Genomic DNA, 18,362 nt, shown 5'->3' on the forward strand with positions numbered 1-18,362 from the left:
GGTGTTCTCTCGTTCTCCCCTTCCAGGTCCGTGCCCGATCAGGCACGCAGGGGCGTGAAGTCGCGCGCGGCGACGAACCGGGGTCGGCGCTCCCCGGCGGAGAAGGGCTCGACCAGAGGGTTTTCCACGCTGTTGAACACCACGAAGATGTTGGAGCGCGGATGGGGCGTGATGTTGTTGCCGGACCCGTGCATGCTGTTGCAGTCGAACCACAGCGCCGACCCGCTCGGCCCGGTGAACTGCTCGATGCCGTGCCGCCGGGCCAGCTCGGCGATGTCCTCCTCCTGGGGCACGCCGATCTTCTGCGCCCGCAGGGACGACCGGTAGTTACCGTCCGGCGTGCGGCCCAGGCACGGCACGAACGTCCGGTGCGCGCCCGGCATGAGCATCAGACCCCCGTTGAAGGGCAGGTTCTCGGTCAGCCCGATGGACAGGCTCACCGCGCGCATCCCGGCCATGCCGTCCTCGGCGTGCCAGGTCTCGAAGTCCGAGTGCCAGTAGAAGCCGCTACCCCGGAAGCACGGCATGAAGTTGACCCGGCTCTGGTGCACGTACACGTCCGATCCCAGGATCTGCCGAGCCCGGTCCAGCACACGCGGCTGCCGGATCAGGCGGGCGATCCGTTCGCTCAGCAGGTGGGCGTCGAACACCGAGCGGACCTCGTCCGTGCCCGGTTCGGTGACCGTACGCTCGTCGGCGAGCACCGACGGGTCCCGGACCATGGCCTGGAGGTCGTCCCGGCAGGCCGCCACCTCCTGGTCGGCCAGCAGGTCGCGCTGGATGTGGAACCCGTCGCGCTCGTGCGCGGCCAGCTCCTCGGCGGAGGCGGGCCCCTGGGGGCCACCCGGGTGGACAGCGGGCTCCTCGCGTGCGATCCACTCCCGGCCGGTACCGGGGTCCACGCGTGTGGGATAGCGATCCTGGATGGGGGCTTCGACGAGTGTCATGGCAGCCCCTCCTCTCACGTCGTCCGTCATCTTCCCTTCTGTGGGCGGATTCTGCTGATCGGCCCCTGGGTGCGACACTGCCCTTCGGGGACACCCGGTAATCATCGCTGGTCGTCAGGTTCCGGTGGCGGTTTCCCTCTTCGGCTTCCGGGCCCCGGGGCCCGCTCACGTTCGGCCATCCGCTGGGCGGATTCAAGCTGTCGCTGGGGGCCACCGTGTACTCGGGGTCGGCGGCCGACTGCACCCCGGCCTGGGAGACCCCAGCCGGAGCAGCGCCGAACCCGCGAGCAGCGCCGCGCCGCCCAGCGCCGACACCGTGCGGCAGGACGGATCGGGCCGTCCAGATGACACGCCGAACCGGGACGAACGCCTGCCTCGCACGTGAACGTGGCCTCCGGCCGCGTCCCGAGCAGAGGGCCGTGCCCCGAGCAGACGAACTCGGGGTCAAGTTCTGGCCAGGGGTGTTTACGGGACCGCGGGGTCGGTCAGGGCGAAGCAGGACAGTCCGTGCTCGAACGCGCCCCGAACCCGTGGAGAGGGATCCGACCATGACCGACAGAGAGCAGGACGCCAAGGAGCGGCTCCTGGAACAGGACCGCACCGACTCCCGAGGCCCGCTGACCACCGACACCGGAGTCAGGGTGGAGGACACCGACAACTCCCTGAGCGTGGGCGAACGCGGGCCCACGCTCCTGGAGGACTTCCACGCGCGGGAGAAGATCACCCACTTCGACCACGAGCGCATCCCCGAACGGGTCGTGCACGCCAGGGGCGCGGGGGCCTACGGCCACTTCACCCCCTACGAGGACCTCTCCGACCTGACCGCGGCCCACTTCCTCAGCGGGCCCGACGTCACCACTCCGGTCTTCGTCCGCTTCTCCACCGTGGCAGGGTCCCGGGGCTCGGCGGACACGGTCCGCGACGTGCGCGGCTTCGCGGTCAAGTTCTACACCGAGCAGGGCAACTACGACCTGGTCGGCAATAACATGCCCGTCTTCTTCATCCAGGACGGCATCAAGTTCCCGGACTTCGTGCACGCGGTCAAACCGGAGCCGCACAACGAGATCCCGCAGGCCCAGTCGGCACACGACACGCTGTGGGACTTCGTCGGTCTGCAACCGGAGACCACCCACATGATCATGTGGCTGATGTCGGACCGGGCCATCCCGCGCAGCTACCGCACCATGCAGGGCTTCGGCGTGCACACCTTCCGTTTCGTCAACACCCAGGGGCGGGGGACCTTCGTCAAGTTCCACTGGAAGCCGCTCCTGGGCACGCATTCGCTGGTGTGGGATGAGGCCCAGCGCATCCAGGGCAAGGACCCCGACTTCAACCGGCGTGACCTGTGGGAGTCCATCGAACGCGGCCAGTACCCCGAGTGGGAGCTGGGAGTGCAGCTCGTTCCGGAGGAGAACGAGCACGACTTCGACTTCGACCTGCTGGACGCCACCAAGATCATCCCCGAGGAGCAGGTCCCGGTGCGCCCCGTCGGGAGGCTCGTGTTGGACCGCAACCCGGACAACTTCTTCGCCGAGACCGAACAGGTGGCCTTCCACACCGCGAACGTGGTCCCGGGGATCGACTTCACCAACGACCCGCTGCTCCAGGCCCGCAACTTCTCCTACCTGGACACCCAACTCCTGCGCCTGGGCGGATCCAACTTCCAGCAGATCCCGGTCAACCGCCCCGTCAGCGAGGTGAGCAACAACCAGCGCGACGGGTTCGCCCAGCACCGGGTGCACCGCGGTCAGACCTCCTACTTCCCGAACTCCCTGGGTGGTGGCTGCCCTGCCCTGGCCGACGAAGGGGTGTACCGGCACTACACGGAGAAAGTCGAGGGAGCCAAGATCCGCAAGCGGGCGGAGAGCTTCAAGGACCACTACTCCCAGGCCCGGCTGTTCCTGAACAGCCTCGCCGACTGGGAGCGCGAGCACCTGGTGGCCGCCTTCCGCTTCGAGCTGGGCAAGTGCGAGGAACTCGCGGTGCGCCAGCGGGCGGTGGCCAACCTGGCCCACGTCGACCACGGCCTGGCCGTCGAGGTCGCCGAGGGTCTGGGTGTGGAGCCGCCCGAGGACCCCGGGGGCGCCCGCCACACCGACACCTCACCCGCGCTCAGCCAGGCCAACACCGCGTTCGGGGACCTCACCGGACGCCAGGTCGCGGTGCTGGTCGACCACGGTGTGGACGGCGCGGACGTCGAGGCCCTTCGGGAGTCCCTGGTGGCCGAGGGCGCCGTGGTGGAGGCGCTCGCCCCGCTGGACGGCTCGGTGCGGACCAGGGAGGGCGGCGTCGTGCCGGTGGACCGTTCCTACACGACCGTCTCCTCGGTCCTCTACGACGCCGTGGCCGTTCCCGGAGGTGGTGACGCCGCGGCCTCGCTGGCCCGGGACGGCCAGGCCCGGCACTTCGTGCTGGAAGCCTACAAACACGCCAAGGCCATCGCCGCAGTCGGCGCGGGGGCCGCTCTGCTCGCCGGTCCGGGGCTGCCCGAGTCCCTGGGCCAGCCGTCCATGGACACGGAGACCGCCCACGGCGTGGTCCGGGCCCCGGCAGCGGACGAGGGCCTGGTCCGGGAGTTCGCCCGCCTGATCGGAGCGCACCGTGACTGGACCCGGTCGACCGAGGCGGTCTCGGCCTGAGGCCGCTGTGGGGGGCCGCACTCGTGCGGCCCCGGCCCGATTGGACGGAGCGCTGTGCGGCCACGGGGTCCGGCGGGACCAGGGAGACAGATGATGTTTACGAGATGGACGGTCGGCTAGGTGACCGAGTGCGAGGCAGTCAACGTGAAGGGAGACAGCCATGGTGGACAGCATCGCCGAAGTGATGAACTCGAACGTGCACGCCGTCACCCCGGACACGACCATTCGGGAGGCCGCCCAGATCATGCGTGACGCCGACGTCGGCGACGTCGTGGTCAGCGACTCCGGCCAGCTCCGGGGCATCCTCACCGACCGCGACATCGTCGTGCGGTGTCTGGCCGGAGGAGGGGACCCGGACAACGCCACGGTGCGGGACGTCTGCAGCACCGAACTCGTGACGGTTCCCCGTCAGAGCAGCGTCAAGGACGCCGTACACGCCATGCGGACGGCGACCGTGCGCCGCCTTCCGGTCGTCGAGGGCGACGAGGTGGTAGGGGTCGTGACCATGGGCGACCTGGCCCAGGCGATCGACGAAAGGTCCGCGCTGGCCGACGTGAGTGCGGCCGAGCCCAACCGCTGAGGGCTGCTGAGCTCTGCGCCCACTTGACCAGACCAACCAGGGGACAGCGCGCCCCGCCCGGCAGAAGGGGGCCCGGGCGGGGCGCCTGTCCCCTTCCCGGCACACAGCGCAGCACGGACCGGCAGCCGCGAGCGGATCGGAGGAGAACCGTGAGAGCAGTGGTGTGGAACGGCACACGCGACGTCAGGACCGAGAACGTACCCGACCCGCGCGTCGAACGGCCCGACGACGCCGTCATCAGGGTCACCAGCTCCGGCCTGTGCGGCTCCGACCTGCACCTGTACGAGGTCCTCGGACCGTTCATGAGCCCGGGCGACGTCCTCGGGCACGAACCGCTGGGCGTGGTCGAGGAGGTGGGAGCGGAGGTCGCCTCGCTGGCACCGGGGGAGCGGGTGGTCATCCCCTTCCAGATCTCCTGCGGGCACTGCGCCATGTGCGGGAGCGGCCTGCAGACCCAGTGCGAGAACACCCGGGCCGAGGGCCAGGGAACGGGGGCGAGCATCTACGGCTACAGCTCCCTGTACGGGTCGGTCCCCGGAGCCCAGGCCGAGTACCTGCGGGTGCCGCGCGCCGACGACAACGCCATCCCGGTCTCCGGCCAGGGGCCGGACGACCGCTTCGTCTTCCTCTCGGACGTGCTGCCCACCGCCTGGCAGGCCGTGCGGTACGCCGATGTCCCGCGGGGCGGATCCGTGGCGGTCCTGGGGCTGGGACCCATCGGTGAGATGTGCTGCCGGGTCGCCCAGCACCTGGGTGCGGGCCGGGTCTTCGCTGTCGACCCGGTGGCCGAGCGGCGCGCCCGCGCCGCCTCACGCGGGGTCGAGGTCTTCGACTCCGCCGAGGGCACCGACGACCTGACCGAGCAGATCCGGGACCGCACCGACGGGCGCGGCCCGGACGCGGTGATCGACGCCGTGGGCATGGAGGCCGAGGGCCACGGCTCCGCGAGGTTCGCGCAGCGGATGGCCTCGTTCATGCCCAAGGGCGCGGCTGCCAAGGTGATGGAGACCGCCGGAGTGGACCGCTTGAGCGCGTTCCGGACCGCGATCGACCTCGTACGCCGGGGCGGGACGATCTCGCTGATCGGCGTCTACGGCGGCATGGCCGACCCGCTGCCCATGCTCACGCTCTTCGACAAGCAGATCCAACTGCGGATGGGACAGGCCAACGTCCGCCACTGGGCGCCCGAGATCCTCCCGCTGCTCGACGATGACGACGTGCTGGGCGTGGACGGCTTCGCCACCCACCACGTGTCCCTGGACGAGGCCCCGCAGGCCTACCAGAACTTCCAGGACAAGTCGGACGGGACCTTCAAGGTCCTCTTCCGGCCCTGAACGAGCCGGGGCCAGCGGTAGGGAACCGCCAAGCGACCCAGCAACGGCACAGCAGAGACAGGAGTTGAGGACGATGCCGGGAGTGGAGGAACTGCCGGACACCCTGCGCAGGTCGCCGAAGAAGGCGCAGCGCACCTGGATCAAGGCGCATGACAACGCTGTCAAGGAGTACGGGGAGGGGGAGCGAGCCCACCGGGTCGCCTTCGCCGCCCTCAAGCGCGGGTTCGAGAAGGTGGGCGACCGCTGGGAGGCCAAGGAGGGCGACGGGAAGGGACCCTCGGACGAGCAGGCCGAGAACCCGCGGGCCGGGAAACGCCCCGGGCCGGACCGGCCCACCGCGGGCGGGGTCGACGCCAACGCCACCAAGGACCACCTCTACAAGCGGGCCAGGCAGCTCGACATCCCCGGCCGCTCCCGGATGACCAAGGACGAACTGGTGGCGGCGCTACGCAAGGAGAGCAACCGCCGCACCTCCGGGAGCGGTGGCTCCCGCTGAACCGCACGGCACCGGCCAGCGCCGAACGGACGCCGCGGCGCCGTGCCGCCCAGTGGAGGAGGGGACATGGTCCAGAACGTCGCCAACCACCTGCTGCAACGCCTGTCCCAATGGGGGGTCACCGAGATCTTCGGTTACCCCGGGGACAGCGTCAACGGCCTGGTCGCCGAGATGGCCGAAGTGGAGGACGGCCCGCGCTTCGTCCAGAGCCGACACGAGGAGATGTCGGCCTTCGAAGCCGTGGGGTACGCCAAGTTCGGCGGAGGCATCGGCGTGTGTATGGCCACCGGAGGGCCCGGGGCCATCCACCTGCTCAACGGCCTCTACGACGCCAAACTCGACCACGTACCCGTGCTCGCGATCGTCGGACAGGCCAGCCGCAGCGCCATGGGCGGCGCCTACCAGCAGGAGATCGACCTGCACAGCCTGTTCAAGGACGTCTCCAGCGCCTTCCTGGAGACCGTCAACGTCCCCGAACAACTCCCCAACGTCCTGGACCGCGCGGTGCGGACGGCCCTGTCCGAACGCGCGCCGACCACCGTCATCGTGCCCGCCGACGTCCAGGAACTCGACTACTCGCCACCGGGCCACGAGTTCAAACACGTCCCCTCCAGCGCCCCCGACCGGGTGGTGGGCGGCGGTACGGTACTGCCGCCCGACTCCGAACTCGACCGCGCGGCCGAGGTGCTCAACTCCGGGGAACGGGTGGCGATCCTGATCGGCCAGGGCGCCCGAGGCGCCCGCGAGGAGGTGCTGCGGCTGGCCGACGCGACCGGCGCGGGCATCGCCAAGGCGCTCCTGGGCAAGGACGTCCTGCCCGACGACCTACCCCAGGTCACCGGGGCCATCGGCCTGCTGGGCACCCGTCCCTCCTGGGAGCTGATGCGCGACTGCGACACCCTGCTCATCGTGGGTTCGAACCTGCCCTACTCCCAGTTCCTGCCGCCCTTCGGGCGCCGGGCCGTGGAGATCGACATCGACCCCCGCTTCATCGGCATGCGCTACCCGACCGAGGTCAACCTCGTGGGCGACGCGGCCAGCACACTGCGTGCACTGCTGGAGCGCCTCGACACCGGCCCCCAGCTGGCCAGGGGCCGCAAGCGGTGGCGTGAGACGGTCGAGGAGAACGTGAGCCGCTGGTGGTCGGTCCTGGAAGCCCAAGCCGGGGTGGCCGCCGACCCGGTCAACCCGATGCTCGTGGTGCACGAGCTCTCCTCCCGGCTGCCCGCCAACGCGGTGGTCACCGCGGACTCAGGATCGGCCACCAACTGGTACGCCCGCTTCCTGCGCCTGGGCGAGGACAACCGCGGCTCCCTGTCCGGGACGCTCGCCACGATGGGATGCGCCGTGCCCTACGCGATCGGCGCGAAGTTCGCCGCACCCGACCGCCCGGCCGTCGCCCTGGTGGGCGACGGCGCCATGCAGATGAACGGCCTGACCGAGCTCCTGACCGCCCGCCGCTACCGGGACCTGTGGCAGAACCCGGGTCTGGTGGTGTGCGTCCTGCACAACAACGACCTCAACCAGGTCACCTGGGAACTGCGGGCCATGGCCGGATCACCCAAGACCCCCTACTCACAGGACCTGCCCGAGATGTCCTATGCCGACTTCGCCGAATCGGTCGGGCTCGTCGGGATCCGGGTGGACCGGCCCCAGGAGGTCGGCCCGGCCTGGGACCGCGCCCTGACCGCGGACCGCCCGGCCGTCCTCGACGTCCACTGCGACGGCGACGTGCCGCCGATCCCGCCCCAGATCGAGTGGGGCCAGGTCACCGACACGCTCAAGTCCATGCTCGCAGGCGACCCCGACCGTACCGGAGTGGCGGCGCGCGGGATCGCCACCAAGATTCAGGAGTACCTGCCGCACGGGCGCTGAGGGCTCGGCCAACGGCGCTGCCCCCCGGAAGGTGGTTTCCGATGCCGGATTTTCCCACCAGGATCCTCATCGCGGACGACGGCTCCCCAGAGGCGGGGAGGGCGATCGACGCGGCGGTGAACCTGGTCCGGGTCACGGGCGCCGCACTGAGCCTGGTCCACGTCAAGTCCTTGGAGCCGACCGTGGCCGGTACCACCGTAACCCCGGTCCGCGTCGACCAGCTGCGCGAGCAGGGGGAGGAACTCGTGGGGCGCCGAACCGCCCGGATCGGCGAGTACGGCATCCGACTCGAACACGTCGAGGTCCGACTGGGCAGGAGCATCGAGGCGACGGTGCTCCGAGCCGCAGCCGATCTCGGCACCGACCTGCTCGTGGTCGGAGCGCGAGGCAGGGGGACGGTCCGGCGCAGGGCGCTGGGCGACCTCTCCACCCGGCTGGTGGGTGACGCACCCTGCTCGGTCCTGGTCGTACGCGGGGAGCCGAGCCCGGAACCCGCCCGTGGCCTCCGTGCGCGCGGGGACGAGGACCACTGACGGGAGACCGCTGTGCCTGATTTCCAGCTGGGCACGACCGACATCGTCGTCGTCGTGCTGTTCGTGGGGGCGGTCCTGGCCGTCGCCCTGTGGGTGGGCCGCCGACAGGAAGGCACCGAGAGCTACTTCCTCGCCGGACGCACCATGATCTGGCCCGTTGTCGGGTTCTCGCTCTTCGCCACCCAGTTCGGCGGAACCCAGTACCTGGGGTTGGCCGGTGCGGGGTTCGAGACGGGGATCTCGGTGTGGAACTTCGAGTGGGTGGCCACACTGGTCCTGCTCGTCTTCGCCCTGCTGATCCTGCCGTTCTACCTGCAGTCCAAGATCACCACCGTCCCGGAGTTCCTGGAGAGACGCTACGACCGCCGGGCCCGTTACGCCTTCTCCGGGTTCACCGTGGTCACCGCCATGCTCCTGGACAGCGCGGGCGCCATGTTCGCCGGCTCACTGGTGCTGTCCCTGCTCTTCCCCGAAGTCCCCCTGGGTGTGCACATCGCCATCATCGCCCTGCTGGGCGGCGGATACGTCTTGGTAGGCGGTCTGAAAGCGGTGATGGTCACCGACACCATCCAGGGCGCGGTGCTGCTGGCGGCCGGAGCCGCGATCTTCGTGACGGTCTTCGCGCAGTTCGACTTCGACTGGTCGGTGCTGCCCGAGCTCGCTCCCGAGGACGGTTTCACGGTCGCGCCGCCGCCCGACGACGACTTCCTGCCGTGGCCGGGTGTCTTCACCGGCGCGATCTGGCTTTCCTTCTACGTCTGGGTGACCAACCACATGGTGGTCCAGCGTGTGCTGGCGGCCAAGAACATCGATCACGGGCGCTGGGGTGCGCTCTTCGCCGGCGCCCTCCAGCTGCCCCTGCTGATCTTCCTGATCTTTCCCGGAATCCTGGGCCGCGGCATCTACGAACCCGACGAGGTCCCCGACAGCGACCTGGTGTGGCCCGCCCTGGTGTTCGACTTCATGCCCGTGGGCGTGCGCGGCATCGTGGTGGCCGCGCTGATCTTCGCTCTGATGTCCACGCTCGACTCGGTGCTCAACGGCGCGGCGAGCCTGGTGGTCAACGACTTCGTCAAGACCCGCAGACGGGAGTTCACCGAGCGGCAGCTCCTCATGATCGGACGCCTGCTGGTGGGACTGTTCATGCTGGTGGCGGCCCTGTGGGCGCCAGTGATCACGACGTTCTCGGGCATCGTGGCCTACTTCCAGTCCTTCCTGGGGTACGTCACCATGCCGCTGGTCGTGGTGCTGCTCGGCGGGATCTTCTGGCGCAGGGCCTCCACGGCGGCGGGTGTGTGGACCCTGGCGGTGGTGCCGTTCGGGTTGGTGGCCTTCTTCGCCGGTGAGGTCTTCGGTCTGTTCGACCTCCAGTTCCTGTACGCCACCGGCATCATGTTCCTGCTCAGCGTGGTTGTGTTCGTGGCCGTGACGCTGTCCACCGAAGCCCCCTCGAAGGAGAAGGTCGAGGCGATCACCTGGAGCAGGGCCACCTGGCTCAAGGAGTCCGAGGACCTGAAGGGGACGCCGTGGTACGGCAACTACCGGGTGCTGGCCCTGATCCTGGGCGCGGTCACCCTCTGTGCCGTGGTCCCCTTCATCTGACCCGTCAGAGCGTGCCCTCAGCTGCCCTGGATCTCGCCGCCGGTCGGGGTGAGGGTCTCACCCGTGTAGTAGGACGACATGCGCTCACTCGCGAAGAACACGTAGGAGGGCGCGATCTCGTCCGGATCGGCGGCCCGCCCCATCGGCGCCTGCTTGCCGAAACCCTCCGCCCCCTGCTCACCGAGCGTCGCCGGGATGAGCGGCGTCCACACCGGCCCGGGGGCCACACAGTTCACCCTGATGCCCTGGTCCATCAGCACCTGGGAAAGCGACAGGGACAGGTTCATCACGGCGGACTTGCTGGAGGCGTAGTCGATCAGCGAGTCATTGCCCCTCAGGCCGTTGATGGAACCGGTGATGATGATCGAGCCGCCCTCGGACATGTGCGGGAGCGCCTCACGCACCGTCCAGAAGACCCCCATCACGTTGACGTCGAAGGTCCGCCGCAGCTGCTCGGTGGTCAGGTCGGTGAACTTGTTTACCGGGCTCTGGGTGGCGGCGTGCTCCACCAGGACGTCGATCCCGCCCAGTTCCTCCACGGCCCGGCGGACCAGGTGCGCGCAGTGCGACTCGTCGGCCAGGTCACCCCTGACCCCCACGGCCCGGCGGCCCTCCTGCTGGACCAGGCCGACGGTGTGCTGGGCCTCGGCGTCCTCGCTGAGGTAGCCGAAGACGACGTCGGCGCCCTCCTTGGCGAAGGCCACCGCGACGGCCCTGCCGATACCCGAGTCGCCCCCGGTGATCAGCGCTCGTTTGCCCTCGAGGAGACCCCGACCCTCGTAGCCGCGCATCTCGTCGCGCGGCTGCGGATCCATGGGTTCGGTCCGCCCCGGGTGGGGCTGGCTCTGCGCCGGCGGCTGCTGGTCGTTCATGACTCTCCTTCCCTCACCTCGCGGATGTCCTGTGTCCCCTATCCGCAAACGCCCCTCCGCACACACAGAGGCACCCATGGAATTCACCAACCCCGTGAACCCCGTGAGGCCTGGTCGCCCCCGGAGAATCATCAGGGTCCGGTGAGTCCGTGCCGCCCCCGGTAGGCGGCGGTGGGCGGTACGCTCCACCCCTGCGTGAGCGCGGCGGCGGGGCGGTGGACCTCCACACCCAGGGGGCGGCACACGTCGATCGGGTCCCGGGCCCGCGGCCCCCACAGCGGGACCGACAGATCCCCGCCAGGGCAGGTCGAGAGCGCGCAGAGTAGGTCCTGCTCGGCGAAGAACTCGAAGAAGTCACCCGGCCGGGCGGGGGAGGCCTTCATGAAGTACTGGTCCTGCTCGTTGAGACCGGTGCACTGGAAAACGTTGAGGACGTCGTGCACGTCGAACTCGGTCAGCCCGAAGGGCAGTACCGCGCGGGTCAGGTTCGAGTGGCAGTGCCGGTCGAAGTCCTCGCCGGTCAGCATCCGGTTCACGTACGGATCGCACCTGGTGCCGAGCAGGTCGTGCACCCGGCCGCCGTCCTCGTCCGTCCCGTACCAGTCCAGGCTGTCGCCGGTGATCGTCACCAGGGGGCGCAGGTAGGGCAGCGTCGACCACAGCCGGTCGTACCTGCTCACGTGCGCGCCCTGCAGCTGCCGGGTCCGAGAGGCCCACAGGCGTTCGCGCGGGTTGTGCCGGTTCCAGATGTTGAGGTCCCCGACCTGTGGGCCCTCCGGCGTGGAGATTCGGCACAGATGACCGGCGGGGACCTCCCAGGCCCGACCGGACCGGATCGGCAGCACGAACCGTTCCACGAGCTCGCGGTCCTGGAAGTGTTCGGCGAGCCGGTCGTAGAAGGCGGTGTCAACACTGAGGGCGCTGCCCTCACCGGACTGGTAGGCGGCCTCGGGTGAACCCAACGGACCCCTCGTTTCCAGGCGGGCCCGTGATCCGGGTACGCCCCCAGACAGCAGATGCGCCCGGGAGCGTACCCCGGTGTCCTTCCCGTAAAAGGGGACCGGTCAGCGGCGGTCGACCAGGAGCCGCCCGTCAGCGGCACTCTCGCCCGCCGGACCGCGGCCGTAGTTGGCCTCGACCCGCGAACGCTCGGAAGCGTTGGGTGCGGCGTTGGTGCAGTTCACGCCTCCTGTGGAGCCCGACATCAGCGAAGAGCACGGTCCGGGTTTGGTGTCGGGCAGGCCCAGGCTGTGGCCGAGCTCGTGCGCGGCGATGCGCACCGCGTCGTAGCCCTCGGCGGTGCCCTGGCGTCCCATCCAGACGGTCACCTGCCCGCCCGGGCGCACCGGCCCCAGATGGGCGCGCGGCCAGCCGTCGTCGGTGATGATCCGGATTTCGGCGTGCTGGCCGGTAGCGGCGGGCTCCAGACGGACGTTGTCGACGCTGGCGTTCCACACGTCCACGGCCGAGGAGACGGCAGAGGTGTACTCCGCGGCCCGGCTGGAGTCGTAGTACAGGATCGTCTGGTTCAGCTGCCGGGCCTGCTCCGAGGGCGCCGCGCTCACCGGCGCGGTTCCCACCAGCGTGAGTGTGAGCGCGCACAGCGCGACGAGTAGGGATGTGAGGAAGCGTCTCAGCATGAGGGGGTCTCCCTGGGAGTGCGGGGTGCTGATGCTTTTAGTGACCCGGTGGGGTCGCGCCGATGCTAAACGTGGTGACTTGACGCCACAAGGAGGGCAAAGCGTCGGATTTCCGGCACTGCGTCCCAGCGGGTCAGACTCCGGGCAGGCGCGACCTGCTGGCTCCGGCGTCTCAGCGGTAGTCGACGGGGGAGGGCCCGCCCTCATGCCGTGCCAGGCTTTCCGCTCCGGAGACGCGGTCGGTGTTCTGCGCGGCCACGGCCGCCCAGCCGGTGTCCGACCTGTTCACCACGAACGTGAAGACACCCCTGCGTAGGCCCGAGGGAGACCCGTCGGGCAGCACCTGTCCGCTGACCGACCAGCGGCAGTGCACCACGGCCGCCTCCGAGCCGAGCATGCGGGAACGGACGCCTGACACACGCATGGTGGACCCGGGAAAGATGACACGCAGCCCGTATTCGTGGGCATTGCGGATGCTCTCCCGGTCGTGCCACCACAGCCCCACCACGTTCACGAAATCCGCGTCCGGGGCGAACAGCTCCGCGATCCCGTCGGCGTCACCGCGGTTCCAGGCCTGCGCGAAACGGTGCGGGACGCTCTCCGGCCCCTCGTCTTGTTCCATATCTTCCTCTCCGCGATCGCAAGGACGAAGCTCTTCAACGCCCCTGCCAGTGTGGCCCGTCGGTCTCCGGTACACATGCTCGAACAGCCGGAGTCGACGGGAAAGCCTGGGGCTGAACAGGATTCGACACTTGTTGACTTCCTACACAACGGGCCCACCGGATGGTAGGAAGTCAACGCACAGGGTTCCCCCCGTCATCCCCCCGCCCGGAGGCTTGCGATGAACCGCCGATGGTCGACCCGTTCACACACCAAGTCCGCGAAGACCACGAGGGCCACGGTGGCCGCGGGTTCCGCCCTGGTACTCGTGCTCACCCTCGCTCCGGCCGCAGCCGCGAACCCCGCACACGACGACCCACGCCAGCACACCGCGTTCAGCGAGACCGTCGAGATCCCACCGGCTGGCTCGGTCAGGCGGGCCGACGCCCCCGAACCCCGGTTGGAGACCTTCAACACCGAACGCCCGGTCGCCCCCGGCGTCACGCTCACCTCGTTCGACGCCTACGGGCCCGACGGGTACACCGGCACCCCCAGCTGGTTGCAGGCCGGCCTGCTGACCACCGACCTCACCGGCGGGGTCAGCGTCGACTACCTCTTCCCCGGCCGACTGACCGACCCGCGACCGTTGAGCGAACAGGCGGACAGGGCCGAAGCGGTCGCCGCGGTGAACGGCGACTTCTTCGACATCAACGCCTCCGGCGCACCACAGGGCGTGGGCGTCCAGGACGGCGAGCTGGTCCAGTCCCCGATCACCAACGACTACCGCGAGTCCGCCGCGATCTTCACCCCCGACGGCCTCGGCTCGATCGGCGAGGTGTTCTTCGAGGGCACCGTCGAGCTGCCGAACGGTCAGACGCCGTCGCTGGACGCGATCAACAAACCAGCGCTGGGCGCCGGTGAGATCGCGGCCTTCACCCCGCTGTGGGGGGAGTACTGCCGCTGCCGGGTGGTCGAGGGCGCGGAGGAGACACTGGAGGTCGTGGTCACCGACGGCGTCGTCACCGAGATCGTGACCGAACCGCGCGCAGGCGGGATCGCCGAGGACGCCTTCGTCCTGGTCGGCCGCGAGGACGGTGCCGAAACACTGTCCGACCTGGCCGAGGGCGATGCGGTCAGCATCGACTACGACGTGCGGGACGGCGCGGACCAGGAGATCCACGCCGCGCTCAACGGCCGCCAGATGCTCGTCGTCGACGGCGAGGTCCAGCGCGCCAGCGAGGGCAACAACGTCCCGGGCGCCCCGCGCATGGCCCTCGGGTTCTCCGCGGACGGCTCCCAGATGTACCTGCTCAGCGTCGACGGACGCCAGCCCTCCTTCGCCGAGGGCGTGGGCCTGGACGAGCTGGGCGAGATGATGGCCGAGGCGGGCGCGCACACCGCGGTCAACCTCGACGGCGGCGGCTCGGCCACCATGGTGGCGCGCACCCCCGGCGCGGACCGGGTGCGGGTGGAGAACCGGCCCTCGGACGGCGAGGAACGCCCGGTCCCCAACGGGCTCGCCCTGTTCGCCCCCGAAGGCAGCGGTGAGCTCGACGGTTTCTGGGTCCGGACCCGGATCGAACCCGAACGCGCCAACGGCTCCGGCTACGTCGCGCCCAGCCGACCCGACCGGGTCTTCCCCGGCCTGACCCGCACACTCACCGCGGCCGGTCATGACGAGACCTACGCCCCGGCCGAGGCTGACCCGCACTGGCGCTCCGACGACAGCCGCGTCGGCATCGTGGACCGCGAGGGCGTGTTCACCGCCCATGCGACCGGCACCGCCACCGTCACCGCCATGCGGCGCAGCGCCACCGGCGACATCGAACTGACCGTGCTGGGCGAGCTGGCCCGGGTCGAGACCACACCCGAGCGGGTGGGGCTCGCCGACGCCGATGCCGCCACCGCGGTCGAGGTGATCGGTTACGACCCGCACGGGTTCGCCGCGCCGATCGAACCGGTCGACGTCGAGCTGACCATCGACGAGAGCGTCGCCAGGGCTTCGGTGACCGAGGACGGGCGGTTTGAGATCCGGGCCGCCACCGACAGCGGTGCCACGGTCGCCACCATCCGGGTCGGCGAGGTGGAGACGAGCTTCGCGGTCACCGTCGGCCTGGACGAGGTGGTCGTCGCCGACTTCGAGGACGCGGCCGACTGGACCTACTTCGGTGAGCGCGCCGAGGGAGGCGTCGCGGTCACTGAGGGCCGGGACGGCGCCGCGGTGGAGCTGACCTACGACTTCACCACCTCGACCCAGACCCGTACCGGTGGCCTCGTGCCACCGGGAGAGTTGGAGATCCCCGGCCAGCCGCAGGAACTGCGTGCTTGGGTGCACGCCGAGGGCAACGGCGAATGGGCCAGCCTGCAGGTGTGGGACGGCGCTGGCCAGCTGCTGCCCGCGCTGCGCGCCGGCTACCTCGACGACCCCGGTTGGCAGGAGCTGGTCTTCCGGGTACCCCCGGGCACGCAGTACCCGCTGTCGCTGCGCCGGATCTACTTCGCCGAAACCGAACCGGGCGCCGGGTACCACGGCGAGGTGATCGTGGACGAACTGACCGCGATGGTTGCGCCCCCGGTGGACGTGCCGCCCGCCGAACCGGTCGCCGACCCGATCGTGGCGCCCGGCCGGACGGTGGCTGACCAGGACTGGCGGTTCGCCGTCCTGGCCGACGCGCAGTTCGTCGCCAGGGACCCCGACAGCGAGATCATCGTCTACACCCGGCGCGCGCTCCGTGAGATCCGCGCCAGCGACGCCGAGTTCCTCATCATCAACGGCGACTTCGTCGACGAGGCCGCGCCCGAGGACTTCGCACTGGCCCGGCGCATCCTCGACGAGGAGCTGGAGGGCGAGCTGCCCTACTACTACGTGCCCGGAAACCACGAGGTGTCCGAGGGGACGCTGGACAACTTCCGGGACGCGTTCGGCGACACCCGACAGGTGGTCGACCACCACGGCACCAGGTTCATCCTGCTGGACACGGCCCGGTTCTCGTACAAGTCCAGCGACTGGTCGCAGCTGCCGCTGCTGCGTCAGGAGCTCGACGACGCGGCCGACGACCCCGCCGTGACGTCGGTCGTGGTCGCCCAGCACGTGCCCTTCCGCGACCCCCTGCCCTCCAAGGCGAGCGAACTGTCGGACCGCAAGGAGGCGGCCACCGTCGAGGACTGGCTGTCCGAGTTCCAGTCGCAGACCGGCAAGGGCACCGCTTTCATCGGCGCGCACGTGGGTGTGTTCCACGCCGAACGGGTGGCCGGCGTGCCCTACGTCATCAGCGGCAACGTCGGTAAGAACCCCTCCGCGGGGCCGACGGAGGGCGGCTTCACCGGCTGGTCGCTGTGGGGCGTCGATACCGGCGCAATCCCTGAGCAGGACTGGCTGGTGACCGAGCTGCGCCCACACGTGGACGGTCTGGAGCTGGACGCCCCGACCTCGATCGACGTCGGGGAGAAGGCCGAAGTCACCGCGACGGTGGACAACGACGGCACCGACGTCCCGGTCGCCTACCCGGTGAGCGCGGACTGGTCCGGCTCGGAGAACCTGCACGTCGGTCCGGCCGATGACGCCGGTCCCGACCACGCGGCCGCCTTCGATCCGGCCACCGGTGAACTCACCGCGATCACGGAGGCCACCATCCTCCTCGACGTGACGGTCAACGGCGTCACCGAGGAAGTCACCATCGAACTGGCTCCCTGACCAGGTCGTTCCGGGCTCCGAGGTCTCACCCGTGGGGGCCCGTGCTGTTCCCCCGTCCGTGATTCGAACCCTCGTCCACAACCCCCGACCAGAATGAGCGCAGTGCCCCCTCAACCCCCGTCCTCCACCCCCGCGCACTCCGAGAATTCGGCGCGGCGGCCGCAGCCGCTGGGCCGTGACTTCACCCTGCTCTGGGGAGCGTCCGGCAGCGCGAGCCTGGCCGACGGGCTCGTCCGGGTCGCGCTGCCCCTGGTCGCGGTCGAACTGACCCGGTCCCCGGCACTGGTCGCCGGGGTCGCGGTCACCACCACCCTTGCCTGGATCGTCGTGGGCCTTCCGGCCGGGGCGCTCGGTGACCGGTTGAACCGGCGCACCATCGCCCTGAGCGCCGCCCTCCTACGAACGGTCCTGTTGGGCGCGGTCGGTCTCCTCCTTTTCACGGACCAGCTCACGGTGGGGATGCTGTTCGCCGCGGCCTTCCTGCTCGGGGTCGGCGAGGCGTTCTTCGACACCTCCACCCCCGCCATGGTCCCCGGGCTGGTGCCCAAGGAAGAGCTCTCCCGCGCGCACGGCCGTCGGCACGCCGTCGCCATGGCGGGCAACGAACTCGTGGGGCCCGCCGCGGGCGGCACCCTGTTCGCGCTCTCCAAAGTCGCGCCGCTGCTGGTGTCCACCGCGTGCCACGCCCTGTCCGCGCTGATGCTCTGGCGGATGCGTGCCGCCCCCGACAGGCCACGGGAGCCGGAGGCCGAGCGCACCGCCCTGTTCACCGAGGTGCGGCAGGGGCTCGTCCTGCTGGTGCGCAGCCGCCGTATCGCCGTCATCGCGCTGTGGGGCGGGATGGCCAACTTCGCGGGCAGTCTGACCTTCGCCGTGCTCGCCCTGCACCTGGTCGCGCCGGGGCCGGTCGGTTTGGACACCTGGGGCTTCGGCCTGCTGATGGCGTCACTGGGATTGGGCGGCCTGATCGGCGCCCTGCTCGCGGGCCGGTTGGCGGCACGGGTGGGCGAGCTTCGCCTCCTCACGCTCTCCTGCGCGCTCATGGCCGCGGACAGTGTCGCGCTGGCTCTCACCACCCAGATCTGGGTGATCGCGGTCGGACTGGTCGTGGGTTCGGCCGCCGCCGCGGTCTTCGGCGTCATGGCGATCACCGCCCTGCAACGCGCGACCCCTGACAGCCACCTGTCCAGGGTGTCGGCGGGCAACCAGCTGGTCATGATGAGCGGCACCGCCCTGGGCGGTATCGCCGCGGGTGTCCTGGGGGAGGCCACCGGCGACCTGCGTGTCGGGTTCGCCGTTGCGGCGGTGCTCCTGTTGGCGCTCACTTCGATGCGTGCCGCGATCCCGGCCGCCCCCACCGGTGGGCTTGACCCGGACCGGGTCCGTTGATGGTGGGAGACGGAACCGCGGCTGACCATCGCCAACCGCGTTCAGGTCAAGTCACGGTGGTGGAACGCCCCCGCCTCGGCTCCGATCGCATCGGTGGAGAGGGTGAGGTGTAGGCGCATCGGCCTGAAGGTTGCTTCGGGCTGGTGTTGCGTATCGCACCT

At 70.1% G+C, this 18,362-nt stretch carries 14 protein-coding genes; 9 read left to right on the top strand and 5 right to left on the bottom strand.

Going from position 1 to position 18,362, the window contains the following annotated elements; all coding sequences use genetic code 11:
- Positions 1 to 38 precede the first annotated feature (38 nt).
- Positions 39 to 947 carry an ectoine hydroxylase gene (thpD, locus tag NE857_RS15330; RefSeq protein ID WP_254421606.1) on the bottom strand — a complete coding sequence of 303 codons (909 nt, stop codon included), beginning with the start codon at positions 945 to 947 and terminating at the stop codon, positions 39 to 41.
- Positions 948 to 1,495: 548 nt separating this feature from the next.
- Between thpD and NE857_RS15335 the strand changes: the two genes are divergently transcribed.
- The 7 genes from NE857_RS15335 (at position 1,496) to NE857_RS15365 (ending at position 10,006) form a co-directional block, all read left to right on the top strand.
- Complete coding sequence (locus NE857_RS15335; RefSeq protein WP_254421607.1) at positions 1,496 to 3,586, top strand: catalase; 2,091 nt, start codon at positions 1,496 to 1,498, stop codon at positions 3,584 to 3,586.
- A gap of 160 nt (positions 3,587 to 3,746) precedes the next feature.
- Positions 3,747 to 4,166: a CBS domain-containing protein gene (locus tag NE857_RS15340; protein WP_254421608.1), complete on the top strand. Its 420-nt coding sequence runs from the start codon at positions 3,747 to 3,749 to the stop codon at positions 4,164 to 4,166.
- Between the two features lie 149 nt (positions 4,167 to 4,315).
- Positions 4,316 to 5,500 (top strand): alcohol dehydrogenase catalytic domain-containing protein, encoded by a 1,185-nt coding sequence (locus NE857_RS15345; RefSeq protein ID WP_254421609.1) that lies wholly within the window; start codon positions 4,316 to 4,318, stop codon positions 5,498 to 5,500.
- A gap of 73 nt (positions 5,501 to 5,573) precedes the next feature.
- A complete protein-coding gene (locus NE857_RS15350; RefSeq protein WP_254421610.1) occupies positions 5,574 to 5,996 on the top strand; it encodes a ChaB family protein in 423 nt (140 codons plus the stop codon).
- Between the two features lie 66 nt (positions 5,997 to 6,062).
- On the top strand, positions 6,063 to 7,871 hold the full coding sequence (locus NE857_RS15355) for a thiamine pyrophosphate-requiring protein (protein WP_254421611.1): 1,809 nt from the start codon (positions 6,063 to 6,065) through the stop codon (positions 7,869 to 7,871).
- Between the two features lie 41 nt (positions 7,872 to 7,912).
- Complete coding sequence (locus NE857_RS15360) at positions 7,913 to 8,404, top strand: universal stress protein (protein WP_254421612.1); 492 nt, start codon at positions 7,913 to 7,915, stop codon at positions 8,402 to 8,404.
- 12 nt (positions 8,405 to 8,416) lie between these two features.
- Positions 8,417 to 10,006: a sodium:solute symporter family transporter gene (locus NE857_RS15365; protein ID WP_254421613.1), complete on the top strand. Its 1,590-nt coding sequence runs from the start codon at positions 8,417 to 8,419 to the stop codon at positions 10,004 to 10,006.
- A gap of 17 nt (positions 10,007 to 10,023) precedes the next feature.
- Here the strand turns inward: NE857_RS15365 and NE857_RS15370 are convergent, their stop codons facing one another.
- The 4 genes from NE857_RS15370 to NE857_RS15385 all read right to left on the bottom strand — a co-directional run bounded on the left by NE857_RS15370 (position 10,024) and on the right by NE857_RS15385 (position 13,140).
- Positions 10,024 to 10,878 (bottom strand): SDR family oxidoreductase, encoded by an 855-nt coding sequence (locus tag NE857_RS15370; protein ID WP_254421614.1) that lies wholly within the window; start codon positions 10,876 to 10,878, stop codon positions 10,024 to 10,026.
- A gap of 131 nt (positions 10,879 to 11,009) precedes the next feature.
- The gene (locus NE857_RS15375) at positions 11,010 to 11,840 is read right to left on the bottom strand and encodes an urea carboxylase-associated family protein (RefSeq protein WP_254421615.1); all 831 of its coding nucleotides are present in this window, start codon (positions 11,838 to 11,840) and stop codon (positions 11,010 to 11,012) included.
- Positions 11,841 to 11,942: 102 nt separating this feature from the next.
- Positions 11,943 to 12,518, bottom strand: coding sequence for a snapalysin family zinc-dependent metalloprotease (locus NE857_RS15380; protein ID WP_254421616.1), 576 nt, complete (start codon positions 12,516 to 12,518; stop codon positions 11,943 to 11,945).
- Between the two features lie 172 nt (positions 12,519 to 12,690).
- Positions 12,691 to 13,140, bottom strand: a complete 450-nt coding sequence (locus NE857_RS15385) for an SgcJ/EcaC family oxidoreductase (RefSeq protein WP_254421617.1) — start codon at positions 13,138 to 13,140, stop codon at positions 12,691 to 12,693.
- A gap of 219 nt (positions 13,141 to 13,359) precedes the next feature.
- Here NE857_RS15385 and NE857_RS15390 point away from each other — a divergent pair, with 219 nt between their 5' ends.
- Together NE857_RS15390 and NE857_RS15395 are read left to right on the top strand one after the other, a co-directional pair.
- A complete protein-coding gene (locus NE857_RS15390; protein ID WP_254421618.1) occupies positions 13,360 to 16,812 on the top strand; it encodes a phosphodiester glycosidase family protein in 3,453 nt (1,150 codons plus the stop codon).
- 93 nt (positions 16,813 to 16,905) lie between these two features.
- Entirely contained in the window at positions 16,906 to 18,201 is a 1,296-nt protein-coding gene (locus NE857_RS15395; protein WP_425572122.1) for an MFS transporter, read from the top strand.
- Positions 18,202 to 18,362: the final 161 nt, after the last annotated feature.

This window comes from Nocardiopsis exhalans (assembly GCF_024134545.1).
Lineage (GTDB): Bacteria > Actinomycetota > Actinomycetes > Streptosporangiales > Streptosporangiaceae > Nocardiopsis > Nocardiopsis exhalans.